The sequence below is a fragment of the Cupriavidus sp. GW822-FHT02D05 genome (assembly GCF_058802485.1).
The window spans coordinates 1-23,971 of record NZ_JBXAOE010000021.1; the positions used below are offsets into that span (position 1 = coordinate 1).

22 protein-coding genes and 1 tRNA gene are annotated in these 23,971 nt (G+C 64.1%); 7 read left to right on the forward strand and 16 right to left on the reverse strand.

The genetic code is table 11. From position 1 onward, the window contains the following. The coding region (locus AC1RQK_RS25810) for a hypothetical protein (protein ID WP_492811846.1) at positions 1 to 223 on the reverse strand (223 nt) is incomplete at its 3' end. A 5-nt stretch (positions 224 to 228) separates the two neighbouring features. Continuing rightward, entirely contained in the window at positions 229 to 2,280 is a 2,052-nt protein-coding gene (locus tag AC1RQK_RS25815) for a hypothetical protein (protein WP_492811848.1), read from the reverse strand. Between the two features lie 294 nt (positions 2,281 to 2,574). On the opposite strand from AC1RQK_RS25815, the gene AC1RQK_RS25820 reads away from it, so the two are divergent. Together AC1RQK_RS25820 and AC1RQK_RS25825 are read left to right on the forward strand one after the other, a co-directional pair. After that, positions 2,575 to 2,775 (forward strand): DUF6566 family protein, encoded by a 201-nt coding sequence (locus tag AC1RQK_RS25820; RefSeq protein WP_492371160.1) that lies wholly within the window; start codon positions 2,575 to 2,577, stop codon positions 2,773 to 2,775. Between the two features lie 142 nt (positions 2,776 to 2,917). Further along, a tRNA-Met gene (locus AC1RQK_RS25825) sits at positions 2,918 to 2,993 on the forward strand. 65 nt (positions 2,994 to 3,058) lie between these two features. Here AC1RQK_RS25825 and AC1RQK_RS25830 read toward each other — a convergent pair. The 6 genes from AC1RQK_RS25830 to AC1RQK_RS25855 all read right to left on the reverse strand — a co-directional run bounded on the left by AC1RQK_RS25830 (position 3,059) and on the right by AC1RQK_RS25855 (position 8,796). After that, on the reverse strand, positions 3,059 to 3,244 hold the full coding sequence (locus AC1RQK_RS25830; protein WP_492371161.1) for a hypothetical protein: 186 nt from the start codon (positions 3,242 to 3,244) through the stop codon (positions 3,059 to 3,061). A 246-nt stretch (positions 3,245 to 3,490) separates the two neighbouring features. After that, positions 3,491 to 4,816 (reverse strand): CsgG/HfaB family protein, encoded by a 1,326-nt coding sequence (locus AC1RQK_RS25835; protein ID WP_492371162.1) that lies wholly within the window; start codon positions 4,814 to 4,816, stop codon positions 3,491 to 3,493. Between the two features lie 37 nt (positions 4,817 to 4,853). Continuing rightward, positions 4,854 to 5,528 carry a hypothetical protein gene (locus AC1RQK_RS25840; RefSeq protein ID WP_492811851.1) on the reverse strand — a complete coding sequence of 225 codons (675 nt, stop codon included), beginning with the start codon at positions 5,526 to 5,528 and terminating at the stop codon, positions 4,854 to 4,856. Between the two features lie 80 nt (positions 5,529 to 5,608). Then, positions 5,609 to 6,682 (reverse strand): hypothetical protein, encoded by a 1,074-nt coding sequence (locus AC1RQK_RS25845; RefSeq protein WP_441631497.1) that lies wholly within the window; start codon positions 6,680 to 6,682, stop codon positions 5,609 to 5,611. Further along, positions 6,673 to 7,833 carry a hypothetical protein gene (locus AC1RQK_RS25850; protein ID WP_492811853.1) on the reverse strand — a complete coding sequence of 387 codons (1,161 nt, stop codon included), beginning with the start codon at positions 7,831 to 7,833 and terminating at the stop codon, positions 6,673 to 6,675. Before AC1RQK_RS25850 ends, AC1RQK_RS25845 begins: the two co-directional genes overlap by 10 nt. A gap of 312 nt (positions 7,834 to 8,145) precedes the next feature. Further along, complete coding sequence (locus AC1RQK_RS25855) at positions 8,146 to 8,796, reverse strand: TetR/AcrR family transcriptional regulator (RefSeq protein WP_492371164.1); 651 nt, start codon at positions 8,794 to 8,796, stop codon at positions 8,146 to 8,148. Between the two features lie 192 nt (positions 8,797 to 8,988). Between AC1RQK_RS25855 and AC1RQK_RS25860 the strand changes: the two genes are divergently transcribed. Both AC1RQK_RS25860 and AC1RQK_RS25865 read left to right on the forward strand, forming a co-directional pair. Beyond that, positions 8,989 to 10,560, forward strand: coding sequence for a flavin-containing monooxygenase (locus AC1RQK_RS25860; RefSeq protein ID WP_492811856.1), 1,572 nt, complete (start codon positions 8,989 to 8,991; stop codon positions 10,558 to 10,560). A 66-nt stretch (positions 10,561 to 10,626) separates the two neighbouring features. Continuing rightward, the gene (locus AC1RQK_RS25865; RefSeq protein ID WP_492811858.1) at positions 10,627 to 11,565 is read left to right on the forward strand and encodes an alpha/beta fold hydrolase; all 939 of its coding nucleotides are present in this window, start codon (positions 10,627 to 10,629) and stop codon (positions 11,563 to 11,565) included. 41 nt (positions 11,566 to 11,606) lie between these two features. Here AC1RQK_RS25865 and AC1RQK_RS25870 read toward each other — a convergent pair whose 3' ends face one another. Then, on the reverse strand, positions 11,607 to 12,584 hold the full coding sequence (locus tag AC1RQK_RS25870; protein WP_492371167.1) for a tripartite tricarboxylate transporter substrate binding protein: 978 nt from the start codon (positions 12,582 to 12,584) through the stop codon (positions 11,607 to 11,609). A gap of 193 nt (positions 12,585 to 12,777) precedes the next feature. On the opposite strand from AC1RQK_RS25870, the gene AC1RQK_RS25875 reads away from it, so the two are divergent. Beyond that, positions 12,778 to 13,035: a hypothetical protein gene (locus AC1RQK_RS25875; RefSeq protein WP_416052717.1), complete on the forward strand. Its 258-nt coding sequence runs from the start codon at positions 12,778 to 12,780 to the stop codon at positions 13,033 to 13,035. A gap of 26 nt (positions 13,036 to 13,061) precedes the next feature. Here AC1RQK_RS25875 and AC1RQK_RS25880 read toward each other — a convergent pair whose 3' ends face one another. From AC1RQK_RS25880 to AC1RQK_RS25895, 4 genes are all read right to left on the reverse strand, one after another. Next, on the reverse strand, positions 13,062 to 13,268 hold the full coding sequence (locus tag AC1RQK_RS25880; RefSeq protein WP_492371169.1) for a hypothetical protein: 207 nt from the start codon (positions 13,266 to 13,268) through the stop codon (positions 13,062 to 13,064). 187 nt (positions 13,269 to 13,455) lie between these two features. Beyond that, the gene (locus AC1RQK_RS25885; protein ID WP_492811861.1) at positions 13,456 to 13,992 is read right to left on the reverse strand and encodes an MFS transporter; all 537 of its coding nucleotides are present in this window, start codon (positions 13,990 to 13,992) and stop codon (positions 13,456 to 13,458) included. Positions 13,993 to 14,124: 132 nt separating this feature from the next. After that, positions 14,125 to 14,880: a hypothetical protein gene (locus AC1RQK_RS25890; RefSeq protein WP_492371171.1), complete on the reverse strand. Its 756-nt coding sequence runs from the start codon at positions 14,878 to 14,880 to the stop codon at positions 14,125 to 14,127. A 255-nt stretch (positions 14,881 to 15,135) separates the two neighbouring features. Continuing rightward, complete coding sequence (locus tag AC1RQK_RS25895) at positions 15,136 to 15,312, reverse strand: hypothetical protein (protein WP_492811863.1); 177 nt, start codon at positions 15,310 to 15,312, stop codon at positions 15,136 to 15,138. A 312-nt stretch (positions 15,313 to 15,624) separates the two neighbouring features. Here AC1RQK_RS25895 and AC1RQK_RS25900 point away from each other — a divergent pair, with 312 nt between their 5' ends. Next, a complete protein-coding gene (locus AC1RQK_RS25900; protein ID WP_492811865.1) occupies positions 15,625 to 17,049 on the forward strand; it encodes a DUF1254 domain-containing protein in 1,425 nt (474 codons plus the stop codon). A gap of 74 nt (positions 17,050 to 17,123) precedes the next feature. Here AC1RQK_RS25900 and AC1RQK_RS25905 read toward each other — a convergent pair whose 3' ends face one another. Both AC1RQK_RS25905 and metE read right to left on the reverse strand, forming a co-directional pair. After that, positions 17,124 to 19,241 (reverse strand): TonB-dependent receptor family protein, encoded by a 2,118-nt coding sequence (locus tag AC1RQK_RS25905; RefSeq protein ID WP_492811867.1) that lies wholly within the window; start codon positions 19,239 to 19,241, stop codon positions 17,124 to 17,126. A gap of 258 nt (positions 19,242 to 19,499) precedes the next feature. Beyond that, on the reverse strand, positions 19,500 to 21,887 hold the full coding sequence (gene metE / locus AC1RQK_RS25910; RefSeq protein ID WP_492811869.1) for a 5-methyltetrahydropteroyltriglutamate--homocysteine S-methyltransferase: 2,388 nt from the start codon (positions 21,885 to 21,887) through the stop codon (positions 19,500 to 19,502). Positions 21,888 to 22,040: 153 nt separating this feature from the next. Here metE and AC1RQK_RS25915 point away from each other — a divergent pair, with 153 nt between their 5' ends. Further along, the gene (locus tag AC1RQK_RS25915; RefSeq protein ID WP_006156332.1) at positions 22,041 to 22,964 is read left to right on the forward strand and encodes a LysR family transcriptional regulator; all 924 of its coding nucleotides are present in this window, start codon (positions 22,041 to 22,043) and stop codon (positions 22,962 to 22,964) included. 10 nt (positions 22,965 to 22,974) lie between these two features. On the opposite strand, the gene AC1RQK_RS25920 is transcribed toward AC1RQK_RS25915, so the two are convergent. Then, a complete protein-coding gene (locus AC1RQK_RS25920; protein WP_150984653.1) occupies positions 22,975 to 23,904 on the reverse strand; it encodes a diacylglycerol kinase catalytic domain-containing protein in 930 nt (309 codons plus the stop codon). Between the last annotated feature and the right edge of the window lie 67 nt (positions 23,905 to 23,971).

Here is a 23,971-nt window from a genome sequence, read left to right on the forward strand (position 1 = left end):
GGTAATCGCCAGGCTCTCCCTTGAAACCCCCCAGTACGAAAGTACTGGGGGGTTTTGCTTTTGCGCGATCGAAAGTGTGACGGAAAGTGTGACGGAAATCGCGATGAATTGCCGAGATGGAGATATCCAGATCATTCCAGATCATTCGTGATGAAAAAGGCCGGCAAGCGCCGGCCTTTTTCCATGCGTAATCGCCGCTGACCATTGTCAGCGGCGATAGCATCTCAGTTACCGCACCGTACCAACAATACGCACGAACTTCTGCGTGTCGTCCGCGGTCGTGGATCGGATTTCGACAGTGCGCTGGTCGCCCGCCAGGCCGAATGCCGGGAATACCGCGGTGTTGCAGGGCGTCAGCTGCGCGCTCGATGCCGAATTGGTTGCACTGACCGTATCGCTGCGAGCGGACCGCGCGACAGGCAATCCCTGAATCAGCACGCGCTTTGGCAGTGGCAGCGCACTCTGCAGGGAGCCAAACGCCAGGGCGCGGTCGACCGTCTCCGCGTTTTGCGTCCAGCTGATCTGCGTGCCGGACTGCGCCGCAGTTTTGCTGCCCCCCGTGGTGACAAAGTCCAGGCTGCCTTCGTCGATGCTGTTCCAGGTCTGCCGCGCCAGTACCGACGGCGTGAGCACGCTGCCCGACGTAGTCACGTAGAACGTATCGTCAGCCGCTGCCAGGCTGGTTTTGTAGCTGGAGTTGAGGTTGCGGTTCCACACCTCGAACTTGTAGCGGCCATAGGCCGGAAGGCTCTCGATGGCGGAGTCCGACAGGGCTGCAGGCAGGTACGTGTTGCCGCCGGTGGATAGCCCGCCCCACTTTACTGCCTGGTTGCTATCGATTGCCGTGGCCGCCAGGACCACGGTGCTGCTCGATTGCCCGCTGTCGCCGATGATCTGGTTGGGCATCACAGGATCGTCTGTGGCGTAGGTCAGCGATCCGGCCAGATTTTGTACCACCAGATTGCTGTAGCTGCCGCAAACGCGAGAGCGCGAGAGGATAATGCCCACAGCCGGCAATCCCGGGCCCGTCACCCGTACCAGTTGCACATTCATACCTGCGCCCCGGGCGGGGTTGAACAGAAAACGCAGCGAACTCTCATAGCGCGATACGATCCCCTGCGCCGATAGCGGATTTAACTCAGTGACCTTGCTGATTCGCCGCGTGACCGCAGCTTCGTAGCTGCGCTGGTTGCCCGTCAACTGCCAGCCGGCGGGCGCACGGTTGGTGACAATGCGTGTGATGTGGTCGGTGGATTTGTCGGCGCGAACGAAGGGCAGGCGTACCAGCGCGGTTGCCTGGTTCTGGGCATTGGTCGAATTGAACAGGACAACTGGCGCCTCGAACTTCGCGCCCTTCATGTCGCTCGCTGCCAGCAGGGTGAACATGTCGTCGCGAGCGGTATAGCTGTTGTTCAGGTAATCGCTCGAGAATGCGGTGCTGCAAGCGCCAAGCACGCTGGTGCCATCCGCGCGGGCCGTGGGATCCAGCGCAAAACAAGCCTGCAGGGCAGCACGGATGCCTTCAAACGTCGCGGCATTGGTTTTGACTTCAGGCTTGGGCAACGCGGGCGGAGGCGATGTCAGCGAGTCCGCTGTCAGGATGACTTCGTGTGCGGCATTGTTGCCGGCGATCACGGAGCCGGTACTTGTCAGCTTTGCGCCACTCGTTGTCAGCGTGACCCGGATGACGTCGAGAACGCTATCGGCACCTTCCCCCTGTTTGCTGAGTGGCGTGGAAATCGGATCAAACGCGGCGGGGTCCAGTCCCGCATCGCTCGTGACATTGGCAAGCACGGAGCGCAGCAAGCTGACGAATTGCTGCACCTGGGCGCTGCTTGCTTTGCTGCCAAGCACCGACGGCTTCGTCAGGTCCAGGGGGTTGCCACCAACCAAGAGCGCAGCAACGGCAGTCGTCAGTGGCGTGACATTGACGGTTGCAGAGCCATTTGTTGGCTTGGTCGCCAGCACCGAGACATAGGTCAGCTGGTCGCCGCCGCTGCTGCCCGTTGCGACAACCGCAAACGGTGCACGGAAGGCGGTGACATCGAATTCAAAATGGCCACTGCCATCTGCCGTGTTGCTGCCCACGACTTTTCCGTCAGCGTCATAGACGGTGACCAGGGCATTGGCCATAAAGGCGCCGCTGGCTGCCGTGCCTTGCAGCGTTACCTTGGCAGCCGGGGTCGTCGCCGTGCCGCCGTCTCCACCTCCGCCACACGCGCTCAATACGGCAAGCGTGATCGCTGCCACTGCGGGCGTCAGCAGGGTGCGGCGATTCATCCCCGACCTGGATTTCCCTCTAATACTCATTGGATTTTCCTTTCCTTATTATCTGTAGATACAGCGGGTTTTCGAGTCCCTGACCACGCTGCGCATGCAGATTACAGGAAGAGACGTCAAAGGCACCCCCCCCGGCGGTGGGGTGATTCGGCAATTTTGCAAAAAATGACAATTGGCATTTCGTGTCGGGGATACGCCGGTGCTGATGTGAATGAAAAACCCTGCGCGTGCTAGGATCCAGCGAGATTTCGACGAGAAGCATGCAGGGGAGCCAGGACACCGATGGAAAGCGGCATGACAGAGTACAAAGGGTACGTAGTCCACGTCTTCTGCAAGACGATCAAGGACGGTTTGCACATCGCGTCATGCGCGATCTGGGAGGACGGGGCGGTAGTGCAGGATTCCAAATCCATCGGCCGCAATCACGCCACCGCAGCCGACGCAAAAATCGCGGCTTACGAGTGGGCGAAGCAGTGGATAGATGGAAATAGCTGAGTGGCGCTGGCGCGGCTGCGTGCACTCGCGAGCGTACATGGAGCGGCCGCCGCCGCACGCCAAAAAGAATGGGCGCTAGCACTTTTCAGTTCTTTTTGTATTAAGGCTATCCAGATGCCGCCAATCCGCGTATATTCTCATTCGCGGGGTGGAGCAGTTGGCAGCTCGTCGGGCTCATAACCCGAAGGTCGCAGGTTCAAGTCCTGCCCCCGCAACCAAATTCCAAAAGCCCGTCCGGTTCAAGCCGCACGGGCTTTTTGCATTGTCGCCTTGCCGTTGTGCGCTAGGCGAAATCACCCGGCGGGTCGTCCGGGATGGTCCACTTGATCGGCTTTTCTTCAGTGGCCGGTGGCGGCTTCTGCGATCGCGAAAGGGGTTGGGGCGCAATTTGAGACAGGAGTTGAGCGGACGATACATTGACGGTTTCCTCATCGCCGTCTTCTGACCAATACCTGAGCGTCACTGACATGTTCCTCTCCGGTAAGTGACTCAAAGAACCCCAACTGCCAGTCGCGCAGGAGGGGGCCAACTCTTACCTTAGGACCATTTCGCGTGCTTGCCTGTCGTCAATGGCGATGGCGATGGCATGCGCAGGCGGCGCCCAGAATGGACAAAGCCGCACGCCAGGATGGCGTGCGGCTTTGTAGTGCGAGCCGTTCTTCAGCCCGGCTGGCGCTAAGGCTTCAACAGATCACCCGATCACCCGATCACCCGATCACCAGTTCGAGTCGCTCTTGGGCGGGCCCAGGGACTCTTCCTTGCGCGGTGCTGCCTTCTTCTTGGGCTTGGTATCAGCCGCCGGCACAGGCGGAATTTCCGCGCGCAACTGCAGGGAGCCAGCTGGAACATCGTCAAGCTTTACCTTGACGTCTTCCAGATGCCCGTACGACAAGGAGGGCGTGACCCGGTCCACCACCACGGTGCAGCATTCCTGCTCGGTACGTCCGAGCGAGCGGCCGGTCTGCGGATCGCGCAGCTCGTTGCCCAGCATGACGACCTGATAGGCTGTGCCGCTGCTCACCGACTGGCCACCCTGGCTCAGCACCACGTTGTGGCCATCGCGGGAGGCTACGCTGACCGGGTAGAGGCGCACCAGGATGTCGGCTACCACCTTGGAGACGACGGCGCCTTCCATGGCTTCCACGCGCTCGCCTGCCGCGCGGCCGGCGTCGCCCTTGGCGGTATTGCTGAACAGGACTTCGCTGGTGGTCACGTTGACGAACTTCTGCGAGACCGACCAGTGCCCTGGCACGCTGCCCTCGCCATCTGCATTGGCGCGGCGTCCCGGCTCGAAGGCATTGACGCGGCCAAACCAGATCAGGTCCGCGCCGAGTCCCTGGCCGAGCTTGGCGAACTGGTCCGCCGAGGTCTGGCCGTTCGAGATGCGATCCATTTCGTCACCGAGCTCCGGCGCAACATCGCGCTCCAGCACGGTGAAGCGTCCGCTCTGCGTCAGCGCGTCCATAATGCGCTGGCGCAGCTCGGCGGCGATGCGCACGGTGTCGCCGCCGGCGCGGCTGTCCACGCGCAGCGGGGCGATGGCGATGCGCAGCTTGCCTTGGTCCGCCGGCGCCTTGTACTTGGCCACATTGGCTTCGATGGTGGCCTTGATCATGCGCTCGGTCAGGCCGGGCTCGCTGATCTCGATCACCTTGAAGTTGCTGATGGCGCCACGGCTGCTCTGGCTCACCAGCTCCGCGAAGCCGGCCGAGCTCAGCGTGAGCGGATCGCGTCCCACGGCCAGGCCCAGCACCGACTTGAACTGCGTCGACGACTGCTCGATGGTCATGCCATTGACCTGCATGACGGCCTGGCGCAGTGCCTGGTCGATGGCTTCGGCCGGCGTATGGCCAAGACCGGTGGTGGTGACCCGCACCTTTTCGACCTGGCCCACGTCGGGTGCGCCACTGCCGCTTGCCGCCGGCGCGGAAGCGCCGGCGGATGCGGCGGCAGGTGGCGGCTCTGCGTCACGGCCTTTGCAGCCAGCCACCGACACCGTCAATGCGAGGCCGCAGACGGCCAGCGCACGATGCCATTTCATGGGGAGTGTTCCGCTCTGGTTCACGATGGCAACAGGCTTAGAACTTGGCCGAGAGTGCCGCAGTGGCATCCTTCGGCACGGGGATTTCGTTGCTCTTCGCGTAGGCCGTGGCAGCCTGCAGCGTGCTGCCCAGGCGGGTCACGTGGCCCGGTGCTTCGCTAGCGATGTAGGTGCCCGTCGACAGCTTGTTGGTCAGCGTCAGCTTTTCCATCACCGATGCGCTGGTGAGTTGCGACTGTGCGGCATCCTTGAAGGCGATCAGGCTGGGACGCAGGCCCACATAGCGCAGCACGCCCAGGCCAAGGTGCTTCATGCCTTCGACGTACGATTGCTTGCCGGCGGCGTCGATCTTGGTGTTCGAGTCTTTCAGCTTGGCTTCGATGGCGGCCGAGGCTTCGCTCTGCAGCTTGTCGGAGTCTTCCAGGTTGCCCTTGGTGGCGCCGTCGGTCAACGCGTCAGCCGTTGCCTTTGCCTTGGCCGACAGTTCCTTCAGGCCAACCGCGTCCGCCAGGTGGGACTGGGCCACCAGCACTTCGCGGCCGGCAGCGACGTAGGCCTTGGACAACTGATCTTGCGCGCCGCTTGCGTCGGCGGTGGCGCCGCTGCTGGACGAGGACGAACCACCCGTCAGGCTGCCCAGCGAAGGCAGGGCGTGGGCCTGGCCAGCGGCCAGCAGGGACAGTGCAGCGACCGAGATGACTTTCTTCAACATGTTTGTTCTCCAGGGAAAGCAAAGGGGTAGGAAGGCCGGCCCTACGGCACCGTGACGCGCTTGCGCCGGCCTGGGAGCAATTAGCGGACCTTGGCGTTGTTCAGTTGCGCCGCCAGTTCGCGTGCCGCAGAATCGGCCGCGCGCTTGAGCGCGTTGGTCTGTGCCACGCTGGCGTCCGGGCCGGTGCCGGCGTACTGGACCGGGCCGACCGACGACACCGTGCGCGGGAAACGCGTGGTCACGTCAAGCAGCTTGGCCGTTACCGTCACGTACACGCGGGTCAGGCCGGTGACCGGGTCGCTGTCCTGCATGCCGATGTCGAGCGTGCCGAGCGCCAGGTAAGGGACCTGGGCGGTCTGCAGGCCCAGCACGGCCTCTCGCATGGTGGCGGGTTGCAGGTCGTTGCCGCTCTTGTAGTCGTTTTCCAGCGCGCTGATGCGCAGGTGCCCACCCGAGGAGGGCTCGACATAGGCGGCTTCCACCACCTGGAAGCCCGACTGCGCGAACACGCCGGTGAACACCGAGTTCAGGTTGCCCGACGGCACCAGGCGCCAGCTCACGTCATCCGCTTTGCGGGTGCGGCTGCCGCCAGTTTCGACGGAGACGGAGGCATTGGCCGAATAGCTGTTGCGGGTCGACTTCTCGTTGACGTTTTCCTTCATGTCCGCGCGCTTGTAGACGCGCGTATCGAAGGACTTGACGGAGTCCTGCTGGCGCGCCACGAACAGGAAGGTCAGCGGGGATTTCTGCGCGTCCGAGGCGGTGGCCACAGCCGCGCCGCCCTTGACCGCGTTGCGCAGCTTGGCGACGTTGATGTCGACGCGGACCACCACCGAATACTGGCTGGCGTCCTTCTTGTCTTCCTCGCTGATGATGGTCGCGCCCAGCACGAACTTGTCGAGGTTGGCCGCGACCTTGTCGCGGATGCTGTCGAAATTCTCGGCTTGCGACTCACCGCTCTCGGCGTAGTAGCGTTCGATGGCGTTGACCTGCGCGGTCTTGAAGGCGCGGTCCTTGTCCTCGGCGCTGGCCTTGCTCGAGAACACCGAGCTGTCGTACTTCACGTTTGCCATGCCCTTGGATGACACCACCTGTGCCGACGCCAGGCTGCACGCGAACAAAAACAGCCAACAGAGCTGACGGATTACTTGCATGACTTGACCACTCCTCTTGTGACATCTACTTGTTTACCAACGTTATCGCCCGACGATGCCGCAGCCAGCCAGTCGCTGTCCTGGCCGCCCAGCGAACTGGACAGCTTGGTGAACAGGCCTCGCAGGGAATCCGCGTATGCCGGGAAATCGTCGATCTCTGATTGCGTGACGGGGACGGCTTTCACTTCGCCGTTCTTGAAATCGGCGTCGAGGTACTGCTTGCCGGACATCGGCTCGCCCAGCTTGACGTGGCTGTACACCGCGTAGATGTAGCTGGTGCCGGCCGCGGAGCTGCCGTACTCGACCCGCTTGAAGCCCTTCAGGTCCACCTGGATGGTGTAGTCGGGCTCAGGCAGCTTGAGGTTGAAGACCTCGCCGTCGGCAAAGCGCATCGCCATCGCATTGCCAATGGCATAGCCTTTGGTGAACGGCAGGATCGGTACGCCAGCCTTATCCAGCAGGGCTTCGCCGAACATGTCGGCGAGCCAGCCTTCGGCCACGCCGGAGCCCGACTTCAGGCCTTCGGGCAACTGGGCCAGCGCTTCGGGCGCCACGTTGACTTGCGACACTTGCAGGTAGCGGGTGCCCGACGACGGCAGCTTCGCGCCCGACAGGACCTGAGCGTAACGATCGAACAGGCCCGGCTTGTCGCCGCCGAGCAGCAGGCGCTTGACGCGGTCGCGCTTCTCACGCTCGCTGGGCTGATGGTCGAGCACGTCGAGGTAGGTCACGTTGATCGGGTAGGCGCGCAGCACCGTCATGGCCTTGAAGTCGAACTCCAGGGCTTGGCCACGCACGTTGGCCAGCACTTTGTACAGGCGGCCGAAGCGCTCGGACGAGATAGTCTCGCTGGTTACCACCAGTGCGGTGGCGAGAGCCTGGTCGCTATTCTTCAGGCTGGCCATGCCGTCGCTGGACAGCGTGAAATTGGCGGGCGGGCGCGCGGCCAGGGACCGGCTGATGGCCTTGTTCGGCGCGCTGCCGGAGGCGGTCAGCTCGGCCTCGACCTGTCGCGTAACCGGGAAGCGGGCCGCGATCTGCTGAGCGTCGCCGGCATAGGCAAAGCCAGCAAAGGCGACGCTGTCGGCAGCGGCTGCCTGGGTCGCCGCGAGGGCAGTAAACAGCAAAACGACAAGTCGGAAAGCTTGCATGGGCAGAGTCAAAAATGAAGGGAGGGCAGCGAGAGATGCAAGGTGCCGCGCATTCAAGCGAACGCGCTGGCCTATGAACATTGGCGGGTATTCGGAAATGTCTTAGGACTCAATCCGAAATGTCTTAGGACTCGCGCGCTCGCAAGGCCGGGATTCTACTGTAGAAAAACAGCAAAAATGACTTTAGTGGCTTTTTTTAGAAAAATTGAGAATTGCCTTATTGACTTCTGTGTGCCTTTAATGGCATGCCATGCTGGCGTTGGCAATTAGAGGGCGGTGGAGAATTGCCTCTCAAGGTCGCGGCGCGCTGCGTCAGCCTTCGCTTGGCTGGATATTCAGCAAGCCGGTGCCGGCCTGCGTGAGGAATGGCGAGAACAGGCTCATGACCTGCGACGCGCCCCAATTGATGTGTTCGCGCTTGATGGCATCGATGCCATGGCGTGACCGCAGGTAGTCGATCCAGTAGGTCGATACGATCCACGTGTTGACGACTAACTGGTCAAGTTGCTCGGGCGTGGCGCGCAGCAATCCTTGCGCTTGCATGGCGCCGAACACCCGACGGACATGGTGCTGTCCGTCGTTGGCCAGCGCTTCGGTGCGCAACCTCAGCGTTGGCGCCAGGCCGCGGATGGACGCCGCATCGCGATAGAAGAAGCGCCACTCCCACATCAGGTTGAACCAGCCGCTCAGGTAGCCCGCGAAACGGTTGGGGGCATCGCCTTGTGCCAGATCCGCAACCGAGGTGTCGCGCAGCGCCCTCTCGAAGTTGTCGAACAGGGCATCGAGGATCTGTTCCTTGCGGTGAAAGTGATAGTAGAGATTCCCTTCCTGTATGCCGACAGCCGAGGCGATCTCCGCGGTGGTTACGACGACTGGCCCGCGCTCGTTGAACAGGCTCAGGCAAGCGTCAAGGATGCGCTCGCGCGTTTTGGGGCGCCGGGCTGGCGCGATTTGCACCGTCATGGCTGGTAACTCCCTGCATATTCCGTTATCTGCATGTTTGCACGACAGATGGTTAGGGGTAAGCCCTAGTTTTGGCAATCTCGGTTGATTAATTAGGGTGAACACCCTAGTCTAGTCTGAATACAGCACGGATGCACCGTGAGAATTCGACGCGACAAGCGCCGGCTCGGTTTGGCCAACAGGAGACGATCAATGCTTTCAGGCAATGCGAAGCACCCGCATCCCGACGTTCACGACGGCACAGCGGCGCCGGAGCGCCAGGACGAGCAGGCGCCGGGGCAGGCCGCGGCGCAGCACATCGATGTGCTGGTAGTCGGGGCGGGGCTTTCCGGCATCTGCGCTGGCTACCATCTGCAGACCAGTTGCCCGGGCAAGACTTACGCGATCCTGGAAGGGCGCGACGCCATCGGCGGGACATGGGACCTGTTTCGCTACCCCGGCGTACGGTCCGATTCGGACATGTACACCCTGGGCTTCAGCTTTCGCCCATGGCGAAGCGAAAAATCCATTGCCGATGGTGACTCGATCCTCGAATACATCCGCGGCACGGCGAAGGAATTCGGCATCGAGCGGCACATCCGCTTTGGCCATCGCGTATCGCGTGCGTCGTGGTCGTCCGAGACCGCAAGGTGGACGGTCGATGCCACGGTAGGCCCGCAAGGCACGCCTGCCCGTTTTACCTGCAGTTTTCTCTACCTGTGCAGCGGCTACTACGACTATGCGGACGGCTATATGCCCGGGTGGCCGGGCATGGAGCGCTTCAATGGCCGTATGGTGCACCCCCAGCACTGGCCGGCGGACCTGGCGTACGACGGCAAGCGGGTGGTCGTGATCGGCAGCGGCGCCACGGCCGTCACGCTGCTGCCGGCGATGGCCGAGCGGGCGGCCCACGTGACCATGCTGCAGCGCTCGCCAACGTACATCGTGGCGCGCCCGTCCAGCGACGCTGTCTCCGCATGGTTGCAGCGGCGGCTGCCGGCGTCCATGGCGCATCGGGCCACGCGCTGGAAGAACGTGCTCCTGGGCATGTATTTCTACAATCTCTCGCGCAAGAAGCCGGACCTGGTCAAGAGCAAGATCCTCAAGGGGGTGCGCGCGCAACTTGGTCCGGACTACGATATCGACAAGCATTTCACGCCGTCTTACAAGCCATGGGATCAGCGGCTCTGCCTGGTGCCCGACTCGGATCTGTTCAAGTCCATCCGCTCAGGCAAGGCTTCGGTGGTCACAGACCAGATCGAGTCGTTCACCGAGGCTGGCCTGCTGCTGCGCTCCGGCGAGCGGCTCGACGCGGATGTCATCATCACGGCTACCGGGCTTCAGTTGAAGGTGGCCGGGGGGATGAAGATCGAGGTGGACGGCACCCCGATGAACCCGGCGCAGGCCTTCATGTACAAGGGCATGATGTATAGCGACATGCCGAACCTGGCGGTAGCCATGGGCTATGTCAACGCTTCCTGGACGCTGAAGGCCGAGCTCTCGTCGACCTACGTGTGCCGCCTGATCAATCATATGGACGCGAAGGGCCATGCCTGGTGCGCGCCGCGCCGCACAGATCCGGCATCCGATGAGGAGCCTTCGCTCTCGCTGAGCTCCGGCTATGTCCAGCGGGCCAGCAACATCTTGCCCAAGCAGGGCTCCAGGCGGCCGTGGAAGGTGCATCAAAACTACCTGTTCGACCTGATGGCCCTGAAGTTCGGCAAGGTGGAAGACAGCGAGATGGCCTTCGGCCGCGCGGGCACGGCTGCCTCGGTGGATGGCTAATGGATAATGCTTGAACGTCAAGGTTGAACGTCAAGGTTGAATTTCAAGGGTGAAGGTACATACACAATGACCATATTGATTGCCTGCGTCGCCGTGGGCGCCGTCGTTCTGCTTGGGTTGGTGGCATTCTCCGGCCTGATTGCGCGCAAGGTGGAAAATGCGCTGCCGCCCAAGGGGAAGTTCATCGAGATCGATGGCGCCCGCCTCCATTACATCGACAAGGGCGAGGGCCCGGCCATCGTGATGGTTCACGGGCTGGGGGGGCAGACCGGCAATTTTTCCTACGCACTGCTTGAAAAACTGACCGGCCGGTTCCGTGTGATCCTGGTCGACCGGCCCGGCTCGGGCCATTCGACCCGGCCATCGGCGATGTCGGCCCGCCTGAGCGTGCAGAGCACCGTCGTGGCCAAGTTCATCCGTGCGCTAGACCTGCAGAATCCGCTGTTGGTCGGGCACTCCCTGGGTGGCGCGGTGGCGCTTGGCGTCGCGCTCGATCATCCCGGCACGGTCGGCGGACTGGCGTTGATTGCACCGCTGACGCATCCGGTGGAGGGCGTGCCGCCCATGTTCCGTACGCTGTCGATTTCCTCAGCCACCATGCGCCGTGTGATCGCGTGGACGTGGGCGATCCCACGATCTATCTTGCGCGGCAAGACCATGGTTGAACTGGTCTTCAGCCCCGACCGGCCGCCGCAGGATTTCGGCACCGTAGGCGGCGGCCTTCTCAGCCTGAGGCCGCGCAGCTTCTATGCCACATCGACGGATATGGTCAGCGTGGAGGAGGACCTGCCATCCATGGCGCAGCGCTATGCCTCGCTGGCCTTGCCGATCAGCATCCTGTACGGGACCGGGGATGCCGTGCTCGACTGGCAGGCGCAGGGCAAGGCGATGAAGGACAAGCTGCCGGCGCTGGATCTCGAACTTGTCCCTGGCGGCCATATGTTGCCGGTCACATTTCCCGACCAGACCGCGGCCTGGCTCACGGCGGCTGCCGCGCGGCTCTGACGCGGCACCGACGGGGCGCACGGCAGTCGCCGCGCTGCCGGTCAAGCGTCGATGGTGAATCCGATCTCCTTGATGAACTCGCCCCAGCGCAGGTAGTCCGCCTTGACCTGCGCGGCGAAGGCGGGCGGCGTGATGGCCTGCGGCGGCAGCACGCCGACCGCGAACAGCCGCTTGTGATAGGCCGGGTCGGCGAGCACCTTCTGGATCGCCGCCGAGACCGCGCCAACCACGTCCGCCGGCATGGCCTTGGGGCCGAACAGCGCGAAGTAGCCGCTCAATTGCTCCATGCCCGGAAACCCCAGTTCACGGAACGAGGCGACGCCCGGCGCCATGTCGGAGCGTTCGGGCGTGGTGATGGCCAGCGCCTTGGTCTTGCCCGACTGATAGAGCGGCACGGCGGTGGTCAGCCCGTCGATCATTACCGGCACCACGCCACCCACCAGGTCTTGCGTGGCAGGAGCCGAACCCTTGTACAACACCGGCTCGAGCCGGCTGCCAGATAGCTTGTTCAGCAGCAGCGGGCCAAAGTGCGACGATGTGCCCGGACCATACGAGGCCGAATGCAGCGGCGACTTCGCGCTCTTGGAGTAGGTGATCATCTCCGCCAGCGTGGAGAAGGGCGCGTTCCTGGTGGCGACCAGTAGGACGGGTGCCCGTGCGGCTTCGGCCAGCGCGGTCAGGTCGGTGAGCGGGTCGTAGGGAACCTTGTTGATATGGGCACCCGAAGTGGCCGAGGAGCCGAGCGTCATCAGCAGCGTGTGGCCGTCCGGCTTGGCGCGGATCACGTCGAGCGTCGCGGGAATCGTCGCGCCGCCCGGCTTGTTCTCGACCACGACCGATTGGCCAAGGGCCTTGCCAAGGAAGTCCGCGAACAGCCGCGCGACCACATCGGTGCCGCCGCCAGCAGGGTAGGCCACGACCAGGCGCAGTGGGCGGCTTGGCCAGCCATTGGCAAAGGCGGGGGCTGCGCCGAGCGCGGCGGCTGCAACCGCGGTGGTAAGGAAATGACGACGATCCATGCTTCTGTCTCCTGGCGGTGATGCACATTCATGTGCTCTTTAGTGCGCAAGGAAGATACTCATGGAAGAGGGGATGGTCATGGAATCGGGCGATACCCTTCCCATGACGGCGTGCATGGACGCCGATTGTGCATCTCGATCGCGCGGAGTCGCTCATGCTACGATCCAGCCTCCGAATCAACGTGAGCTAACGATGTCGACAGCCTTCCTGATACTCAATCCGGCCCCGTCCGACGATGGCGAGCAAATCGGTTTTTCCATTGTGGCAAACGGCGTGGACAGCAGCGGCTTTGTTTCGCGCTCGGCGCTGGATGAACTGGCTCAGGGCCAGATTGGCAGCCACCTGGATATTTTCGAGCGTAATCTCGACCGCATCCAGGAAGTGGCCTTGCAGAAGTGGTCTGCGGACCCGTCTATTAACCCCGTCATGCTGGGGGACCACGATTTCTGATTGGGTCACGCGGCCCGCCGCACGCGCTACGCCTGCGAGAACGAGCGGACCAGCTTGGATTTCAGGGGCCAGGGGCGTGAGGCGAGAATCCAGATGCACAGCAGCGGCCCGATGAACGGCAGCAGCGCCAGATACGCGTAGAGGGGACCAAAATGGGCAGCCTTGAATACCTTCCTGAACGGGAAGAACCACAAGGCTTCGAAGAATAGGAATCCGAGTAGATAAAGCGTCATGGTTGTGCTTCCTGTGCGGCTCGCCTGGCGAAGCGTATGCCCCGCGCAGCCGCATTGTAGAACCCATTCGTTCGCTCACAATCCCGCCACTTCGGGGGATTTTTGCCGGTCCGGCATCCATACTTACGTCGCAATTCCGTGCGCCGCTGAGTCCTCCGCCCCCTCCCGCCACCTTCTTTGAAGCGGCTTAGCGCAGCGCGCGCTGCGCCACGGCGATCAGCGCCACGCCCATGCCCAGCAATATGACGGTCACCCAATCCATGCCGCCGGCGTTGAAGCCCAGGAAGAGGGGCCGGCGCTCTTCACGGGCGGCTGCCAGCTGGATGATGATGCGCGACGCGGTGAACAGGCCACCCGCGCCAAGACCCTGCACCGCGCGCGCCAGGCTCAGTTCGAGCGGTGTATTGCAGACGGCGCAAAGCGCGGCGCCCACGGTGGCGATGAGCAGGCCGAGCAGGGTAAATCCGCGATAGCTGATGTCCCGCGCGATGCGCCGCAGCACCAGGTTGGCAACGGTGGCCGCGGCGGCATAGGAGGTGAGGCTCCAGAGAAAGTCCTCAGGCGAGGCGTGAATGCCACCCCGGATATGGGTGCCCGCGACGCCCATCATGGACGACGCCACGAAGTCCACGCCGGTGGTGCAGCCCAGGGTAAAGGCGAAGAGATAAACCTGCGCAGCCGACAGGTCAGGGTGCTTGCCCAGCATCGCACTGCCAGTTGCCATGACGGTCCCATCGATCGCGTAGATGCAATTCGCAGTCTGGCGCCGCTGGGGCGACGACCCGCTTACCCAGTATCGGCGAAATGATCCGGGCGCCCAAGCGGAACCGATGGGGGATGACAGGAGGGCGTGGCTTCAGGCCCGCGGCCTGGTGTGCTGGAACGCGTCAAGCAGCCGGTCGCGCAACGCGCGCCACGCGCGCGGCACCGTGCTGAGCCCGGCGGTCAGGCCGGGATCATAATAGTGGACGATCAATGAGCGGCGCTCGCCCGCCTCGGCATGCAGGTTGGCATGCAGCGTGACGAAGCCGTTGAACGCATAGACATTGCCCGGCACACAGGCGATGCGGTCGCACTGGTGCTCGGCAAGATGGCGGAAGGTCTGCGCGCGGCGGATGACGAACGGCAGGTTACGCAACAGGATCAGGCGGATCTTCGCAACGATATTCGACATGGCCGTCACCGCATGGCGCTGGCGCCGGTAGATGATCAGGTCCCCGTTTTCCTGGGTGGCCTGCGCCTCTTGCAGCGGAATCAGCAGCGTCAGGATATGGGAGTCGTAATGCCGCAGGTGGCTCTGGGCGGGCAAGCCGCTATTGACACAGCGCAGCACGCACAGTGGCGGCTCGCCGTTGAGCTCCCAGCCGGCCTTGCGTGCCCATCGTCTTGAGATCTCGCAGGCCTGCCGTTCCGCCAGTTGAAAGCCTTCGTTTTGCCGCAGCATGTCTGCAAATTGCACGGCTGCCTGCGTGGCGCGGCGGCCATCCGCCGGCCGCCACGTTTCCCGGCTGGCGTCGATTGCCGCATTGATCTCGTCGAGCAGATGTCGAGTCACGACGCCTTCGAATACCTGGAGCCCGGGCGGCTCCGCGTCGATGTCGTAGTCATGCATCGCATGTTGCTCCGCTTCCCGCTCCACTCCGGCCAGTGCAAGGGCCGGGAAGGGGGCGATATGTTGCGGCCGGCCACAAATGGCCCGCCGCTACCGGACGAGGCGCGGCTCGCGTTGCCGGCCTTCCTCCTGATGATCTTGCGCAGGCCGCCGCTGGCATCGATTGGCGTTGCCAGGGAAGAAAACGCGGGCGGTCCCATGTCCGGTGTTATGAATCTACGGCTTCCGAGCGTTACCGAACGGACAAAACTACTTTCAGATCCGCCAGACGACACAATCCGAGTCGCTTCGCTTGTGCGCTTTGTCATGCACTTCTGGATGTTGCGCGTACGGGTGCGCGCCGCAGCCCCACGCGCTCAGGCTCCGGCTTTGCCGGGCAGCGATCCAGGCCGAATATGTTGGGAAAATAATGGATTCCAGGGGCTTGGTCATATTAATTTCATCAGACGGCTCTTATCGGTAAGATAATCATCAAGGTAATCGCCAAGGTAATTTCCAAGATAAGCGCAGCCGTAATGAGAGGCTGCACCGGACCATCAGCTTTCCAGTCAAATGCATTGCTTGGGGGCAGCGTTGGTGGGCGTTGGTGCGTTTGCCCTCACTGCTTACCGTTGTTCAATTGACAACTCCGGTTGCCGGGAACATCATCGCTCGGGAAAATAGACGCGCCTCTGTGCAACGATGTCGCCCGTTCGTCGGCGAAAATTGCATGGAAGGTAGCCATTCCGACGAGGAACCGGGGTCATGATTATTTCGCTACGCCGAATTGCGAGCGCGCTTGCGCTCGGTCTGCTGTTGTCTGCCTGCGCCGCGGGCCCGCAAACTTCCGCGGCGCCGCAGCCAGCTTCGCCGCCGTCCGATGGGGCGATCAAGGCTTTATCTGCCCGGATTTTTGTCTACGCCTATCCGCTGGTGCTGATGGATGTCACGCGTGAGGTCATGAGTGCCCGCGTGCCGGCCAATACCTTCTCGCATAAGCGCAGTTTCCCGGATGCCACCTTCACCGACGTGGTCAGCCCGAATGCCGATACGCTCTATTCGACGGCATGGCTGGATTTGTCCGGCGGCCCGGTGATCCTCTCGCTGCCCGACACGCACGGGCGTTATTACCTGATGCCGCTGATGGACGCCTGGACCAACGTCTTCGCGTCGCCGGGCAAGCGCACCGCGGGCACCAAAAAAGCGGTCTACGCCGTAACGGGGCCGATGTGGAACGGCACCTTGCCGCCAGGGGTCACTGAAATCCGCTCGCCGACCGAGATGGTGTGGCTGATCGGCCGTACGCAAACCAATGGCAAGCAGGATTACGCAGCGGTCCGCCGCCTGCAGGACCAATATCGCCTGGCGCCGCTCTCCGCCTTGCAGCGTAGCGGCAAGGCGCGGCCCAAGCCCGCCGAGGCGATGCTGCCCGAAGCGGTTCCGGTGGATGTGGAAACGCCGCCCGTTGAGCAGGTGGCGGCGATGGACGCGCAGGCGTTCTTCACCCGTTTCGCCGAACTGCTGCCGGCCAATCCTCCGGCCGCGGCCGATGCGGCCATGGTGGAATCGATCAAGCAGTTCGGGATCGTTTCGGGCATGCCCTTCTCCGTGACCGCGCTGGAGCCATCGACGGCCCGCGCGGTGCAGGAGGGCGCCACCGCTGCCCTGGCGGGTATCGTGGCCATGGCCAAGCGCGGTGGCGGCGAAGGGGACGGCAAATGGACCGTGCACCGGGATCTCGGCAACTACGGCACGGCCTACGGCAAGCGCGCGCTGGTGGCCTGGGTTGGGCTTGGCGCCAACCTGCCGGCGGACGCGCTGTATCCCAGCACGCGGGTCGACGCCGCCGGCAAGCCGTTGAACGGGGCAAACCGCTACGTGATGCATTTCAACAAGGGCCAGATGCCGCCGAGCATGGCCTTCTGGTCACTGACGCTCTATAACGACAAGCAGGCGTTTGTCGCCAATCCGCTCAACCGCTATGCCATTGGGGACCGCGACCGGCTGCGGTACAACCGTGACGGCTCGCTCGATATCTATATTCAGAATGCGCGCCCAGCGGGCAAGCGGGTGGTCAACTGGCTGCCGGCGCCGCCTGATGGCTTCAACCTGATGATGCGGGTGTATTGGCCCCGGCAGGTGATGCTGGACGGCACTTGGAGCGCGCCGCCGGTGATGCGGGTGGAGTGATTGCGGGCCCCAAGCCGCGCGCTGAGATGAAAAAAACCCGCCGAGGCGGGTTTTTTTCATGACAAGGCGCAGGCTCAGAACTTGTATTTGACGCCGGCATAGAGCGCGCGGCCTGAACCGGGATAGAACACCGCGGTGTTGGCTGTCCGCGCATCGGCCACGGTGCTGAAGTCGCTCACATAGCGCTTGTTGCCGAGATTGCGCGCATCCAGGAACACCGTCACGCCGCGCTGGAATTCGTAGCTGGCCTGCAGGCCAAACAGCACGTAGCCAGGCGTACGCAGCGTGTTGGCGTAGTCGACATAGGCGCCGCCCGGCACCCAGTCGATGGTGCCGGCAACGCGCAGCCCGGCCGCGCGGCTGTAGGCAACGGTAGTGCGCAGCACGTGCTCGGGTATGCCGGCGATGCGGTTGTTGCCGTACTGCGGATCATTGTCGAAGCGCAAGTCGCTGTAGTTCCACAGTTGCGACAGCGTGAGCTTGTCGCCGGAGCCGAACAGGTTCTGCAGCACGTCGCCGCTGACGCCGAGCTCCACGCCTTGCAGCGTGGTGCGGTTGGCGTTGAAGGTAGCGGCCGGGATGTTCGGGTTGGTGGTGTATTGCAGCAACTGGTCGCGCACCAGCGAGCGATAGGCCGTCACGTCCCAGGAGAACCGCTCGCGCGTGCCCCGCGTGCCCAGCTCAAGCGTCCAGCCGCGCTGCGCGCTTAGTGGCACAAAGCGGGTGGTGGTGGCCATGGTCTGGCTCAGGTCGGTAAAGTCGGGTACGTCCGCGCTGCGCGTGATGTCGGCAAATGCCTGCACGTCAGGCACCGGCTCCCACAGCACGCCGAATTTCGGGTTCACGCCGCTGTAGGTGGCGCTATCGGACTTGGCCGTGGGATTGGCCGACAGGCCACCGTAGTCCTGATAGCGGCGGACATTGCGGTAGGCCTTGGCACCGGCCATCAGCGCGATGGTGGGGGTCACGTAAAGGCGGTCTTCGAGATAGGCCTCGTAGTTGTACGCATCCTGCGCGGCGTTAAGCGTCTGCGCGCCGCGGTTGCCGGCGTTGTTGACGTACTGGCGCGCATCGTTGTTGCCGCCGAAGAAGCGCGCGCCGACGATGAGCTGGTTGCGCAGGCCGCCGATGGTCTGGGTGCCGGTGTAGCGCGGCGCGAAGCCATAGGTCCAGTAGTCCTGGTCGATGACCTGGAAGATCGGGTGGTACAGGCTCTTGTGGATGACCCAGGTGCTGACATCGAGCTGGCCGCTGTCGAGCTTGACGGTGGTGACATTGGCCACGCGCTCGGTGCGGGTGTTGCGCGCCTGGTCGCCGGACAGCGCGGCCGGCGCGGCCTTCTTCGGATTGTTCAGCGCATCGGTGAGCGACAGCGCGCCGGGCAATTGCTGGTCGACGATATAGGCGCCCACGTAGAAACGGGTTTCCACCGCCGGGCTGAACCGATAGCCGAAGTTGGCGTTGAACTGCTCGTACTGGCCGCGCTCGTGCGCACGGAATCCGTCCGAGTGGTTGACGCTCAGGTTGGCGAGAAAGTCGAAGGCGCCGATCTGGCGCGAGACCTGGCCGCTGGCGCGCGCCGTGCCGAAGCTGCCGCCATCGACGCGCACCTGGTTGGGCGCATCGGCGGTGAGCGCGGTGGGCGTGGTGAAGTTGATCGCACCTCCCAGCGTGGTGGTACCGTAGGCCAGCCCGTTGCCGCCCTTGTAGATCTCGGCCGCGCTCAGGCCGAGCGGGTCGATCTGGTAGTAGTCGCCGCTGCCGTCGGCAAAGCTGGTGGGCACGCCATCTTGCAGGAGATCCAGGCCACGCGCGTGATAGCCGCGCGCAACGCCCGAGCCGCGGATCGACAGGCGCAGTTCCTGGCCGTAGCGCTCCTGCACATACACGCCGGGCGCATCCTTGAGCACGTCGCGCAGATTGCTGGCGTAGGTGTCGCTGTAGGACGCGGCGTCGACAAAGCCGACCGAGCCGGCCGTCTGGTCCAGTGCCTGTTGTTGCTGCTGCACGTTCGGCGCGGTGAGCGAGCCTGGGGCCTTGGCCGTAACGGTCGCCGCAGGTAACGTGACAGCTGCATCGGGTGTGGCGGGCGCGCTGGCCTGTGCGAGCGCGGCGGTGGTGAATGTGGTGAATGTGGTGAAGGCGGCGGCGGGCAGGGCGGCGCGCTGCTTCCAGTGTCTGGCTCGTTTCATGATTTCCCTTGTGGCGCCAAGCCTGCTTTGGGCCGCGCCTTTTAACCGTGCTTGGATAGCCGCGTACGATACGGAGGGAAGCCTGGTGTGCGCTATGTGACACAGTGCCGCAACGTGCGCCCGGGGCAGTCTGTCCGTCGCGGTGCGGCGTTTTGCCGCTTTGCGTGCAAGAGAAAGTAAGACGGCCAACGGGCCGGCATGCGAGGCATGCCGGCCCGTTGGCTTGGTAGGACTTGATCGGACCCGACTGGGCGCGGATCAGGCTGCCTGGTTAGCGCAATCGACGCAACCCGCTGCGTGCGCGGCGCCCTGGTGTGCCGCGTGCCCGCCCAGCCCGGTGCGGCGGGTGGCGCGCTGCCACTTGGTCGCGCTGTCCTTGCCGATCTGCTCGCGCAGGCTGCGCGCGGCGGCGACCATATTGGCCAGCGCGGCTTCGGTTTCGGGCCAGGCGCGCGTCTTCAGCCCGCAGTCCGGATTGACCCACAGCCGTTGCGGCGGAATCACCTCGCAGGCGCGCTCCAGCAGGTGCGTGATGGCTTCCACGCTAGGCACGCGCGGCGAGTGGATGTCGTATACGCCCGGTCCGATCTCGTTGGGGTAGTCGAACTCGCCGAAGCCTTCGAGCAGCTCCATGGCGGAGCGCGAGGTTTCGATGGTGATCACGTCGGCGTCCAGCGCGGCAATGGCGGGCAGGATGTCGTTGAACTCGGCGTAGCACATGTGGGTGTGGATCTGCGTTTCATCCGCCACCGAGGCGGCCGAGATCTTGAACGCATGCACGGCCCAGTCCAGGTACGCGGCCCAGTCGCCCTTGCGCAGCGGCAAGCCTTCGCGCAGCGCGGGCTCGTCGATCTGGATGATGCGGATGCCGGCTTGTTCCAGGTCCGAGACCTCGTCGCGGATCGCCAGCGCGAGTTGCAGCGTGGTGGTGGCGCGCGGCTGGTCGTCGCGCACGAAGGACCATTGCAGCATGGTGACGGGGCCGGTGAGCATGCCCTTCATCGGACGCTCGGTGAGCGATTGCGCATAGCGCGTGGTTTCCACCGTCATCGGCTCGGGGCGATACACATCGCCGTAGATCACCGGCGGCTTGACGCAGCGCGAGCCATAGCTTTGCACCCAGCCGTTTTCGGTGAAGGTGTAGCCGCACAGCTGCTCGCCGAAATACTCGACCATGTCGTTGCGCTCGGCTTCACCATGCACCAGCACGTCCAGGCCGAGCGCTTCTTGCTTGCGCACGGCGGTCTCGATTTCACCGCGGATGCGCTGCAGGTATTCCAGCGCGCCGATCTCGCCGCGGCGGTAGGCGGCACGGGTCTGGCGGATTGCCGGCGTTTGCGGGAAGGAGCCGATGGTGGTGGTCGGCAGTGCCGGCAGCTGCAGCGCGGCGCGCTGGCGTTCGATGCGGGTCTGGAACGGGCTCTTGCGCTGGGCCATGGCAGCGGTGACTGCCGCGACGCGTGCCTGCACCTGCTGGTTGACCACGCGGCGCGAGCTGCGGCGCGAGGCCAGCGCGGCATCGGCGGCGGCCAGCTCGGGGGCGACCGCCGCCTCGCCTTCGTTCAAGGCGCGGGCCAGCACGCTGACCTCGGCCAGCTTCTCGGTGGCGAAGGCCAGCCAGGTCCTGATTTCCGCATCGAGCTTGCGCTCGGCCTCTAGCGAGACCGGCACGTGCAGCAGCGAGCAAGACGGCGCGACCCACAGGCGCTCGCCCAGTTCGGCATGCAGCGGTGCCAGCGCGGCCAGCGCGCGGCGCAGGTCGGTGCGCCAGATGTTGCGGCCGTCGATGACGCCGGCGGACAGCACCGCGCCGGCCGGCAGCACCTTGCGCCAGGCGTCGAGCTGCTGCGGTGCGCGCACCAGGTCGATGTGGAAGCCTTGCACCGGCAGGGCGGCGGCGCGTGCGGCGTGGTCGGCGGCGCTGTCGAAGTAGGTGGCCAGCAGCAGCTTGGCGCCGGACTTGGCCAGTTCGGCATAGGCGCCGTCATAGGCATCGAGCCATGCCGGCTCCAGGTCCAGGCACAGTGCGGGCTCGTCGATCTGTACCCATTCGATGCCGCGTTCGCGCAGGCGGGCCAGGATGCGGCCATAGGCGGCCACCAGGCTGGGCAGCAGGCTCAGGCGGTCGAAACCGTCCACGTGGGTCTTGGACAGCCACAGGTAGGTGACCGGCCCGATCAGCACCGGCTTGGCCTTGAGGCCCAGCGCCAGCGCTTCTTCCACTTCGTCGAAGAACCAGTCCACGCCGCCGTCGAAACGGGTGTCGGGGCCGAGTTCCGGGACCAGGTAGTGATAGTTGGTGTCGAACCACTTGGTCATTTCCATGGCCGGCTGGCCTTTGTTGCCACGGGCCAGCTCAAAATACTGCGCCAGGCTCAGCTGCTTCGGGTCGAAGCCGAAACGCGCGGGCAGGGCGCCGAGCAAGGCGCTCAGGCCCAGCACCTGGTCGTAGTAGGCGAAGTCGCCCACCGCCACGCTGTCCAGCCCGGCTTGCGCCTGCGACTGCCAGTGGCGCTGGCGCAGGCCGGCTGCTACCTGGCGCAGGCTGGCCTCGTCCGTTTCGCCGCGCCAGAACGCCTCCTGGGCGAATTTCAGTTCGCGCTGGGCGCCGATGCGCGGAAATCCAGCGATATGAGTGCGTGCCATGCAGTGCTCCGTATTGGGATATTGGGAATGTGACGATGGCGCACAGTGTGGAATCCAGCGTAAAATGAATCAAGCGATAAGATTTAATCAACGTATGAATCAATTTCATATCCTGCCATCCAGGCGCCATTCCTTACATTCCAGGAGCAAGCCGTGATCGAAGTCAGGCACCTGCGCTCGCTGGTAGCGATTGCCGAATCCGGCAAGCTCGCCACGGCCGCCGAGCGCGTGCACGTCAGCCAATCGGCGCTGTCCCATCAGATCAAAGGCATCGAGGCACACTACGGCCTGCCGCTGTTCGACCGCACCCGCCAGGGCCTGCGTTTCACGCCGGCCGGCGACCGGCTGCTGGCGCTGGCGCGCGAGACGCTGGCGGCCATCAGCACGGCCGAGCGTGACCTGGCCCGGCTCAAGGGCGACACGCGCGGCGAGTTGCGCATCGTGCTGGAGTGCCATACCTGCTTTGACTGGCTGATGCCCGTGATGGACGAATTCCGCCGGCGCTGGCCGGAGGTAGAGGTGGACCTGGTGGCGGGCTTCCACGCCGATCCCCTGGCGCTGTTGGCCGAGGGCCGCACGGACATGGTGATCGGCTCGATGCCGCCGGCCAAGCGCGGCCTGGCGGTGGCGCCGCTGTTCCGCTTCGAGATCCTCGCGGTGATCGCCAACGAGCACCGGCTGCGCAACAAGCGCCGGATCGAGGCGGCCGACCTGGACGGCGAAACGCTGATCACCTACCCGGTGCCGGAGCAGCGCATCGACCTGATCCGCGAAGTGCTGGAGCCGGCCGGCATCAAGCTGCAGCGGCGCACGGCGGAGCTGACGGTGGCCGTGCTGCAGCTGGTGGCCAGCCGCCGCGGCGTGGCAGCGCTGCCCAACTGGGGCGTGAAGAACTACGTCGACCACGATTACGTGCTGGCCAAGCGCATCGGCGCCAAGGGTTTGTGGAGCGAGCTCTATGCCACCACGCCGGCGCCGCTTGCGCAGCGCCCTTATGTGCGCGACTTTGTCTCCATCGTGCGCGATACCTGCGCGGCCGAGCTGGATGGGATCGAACTGCTGCCGGAGGGCGAATAAGGGGGCGGCCCTACTGCACGAGCTGCCCGCTACGCTCGGCCACGCCAATGCGGGCCTCGGTGCCCGCGTTGAATTGCAGGAAATCCGCTTCGATACCGTCGCTGAAGATCACGCCGGTTTCCGGCATCAGCGAGCGCAGCACGATCTGCTCGCCGCGCGGCACGTTGCCGTAGACCAGCGTGGCCTGGCTGGCGCGGCTCGGAAAGGGCTCACGCACCGCAAACACCAGCCGGTCGGTATCCCATGGCAAGGGTTGATACGCGGCTTCGGCGCCACCGTCTGGCTGCGCAATGGCGCGCGCGCCGGTGACGATGCTCTTGAGCCAGGCAGTGGACCCAAGTCCCGTGGAGACAATGACGCCGCTCGACGACTGCACCTCGCTGCGCGCGCCGAGCTGGATCTCGTAGCGCGCCGAGGTGTGGCTGCGCGGCCCGATAAAGAAGTCGTTGACCGCGTACAGTACCTGCTGGTCCGATAGTTCGGCACGCGCCATGGTGACCGGGCGCGCGGGGCGGCGGTCCTGCATGGCTTCGGCCAGCACGCGCGCCAGGTCGCCCACCTTGAATGGCAGCAGCACACCGTCGTGGCGCGCCGGATCCGGGTTCACGCCGATTAGCGGCTGGCCGTTCAGGTATTTCATGGTGTTGGCAACCAGGCCGTCCTGGCCCAGCGCCACCACGATGTCTTCCGGGCCGAACAGGAAGTTGGGCAGGAACTGGCGGTCCACCACCTGCCGGCGCAGGTAGCGCGACAGCACGGCTGCCACCTGTTCGCGCGCGGCAAGATAGGTGTCGTGCTCACGCTGGTAATCGGTAATGTCCGCGCCCAGGTGTTCGAGGTAGAAGCGTGCCTGCGCCAGCGAGTGGTAGCGCGCCAGCAGCTCTTCCAGCCGTGTCTTGCGCGTCACCAGCACTACCTTGCGATCGGCGGTTGCGCTCATTGTTCTGGCTCCTTTTTCATTTAACTGCTTAATCCCGCTTGAAGCGTCTTAAAGCGTCTTGAAGCTG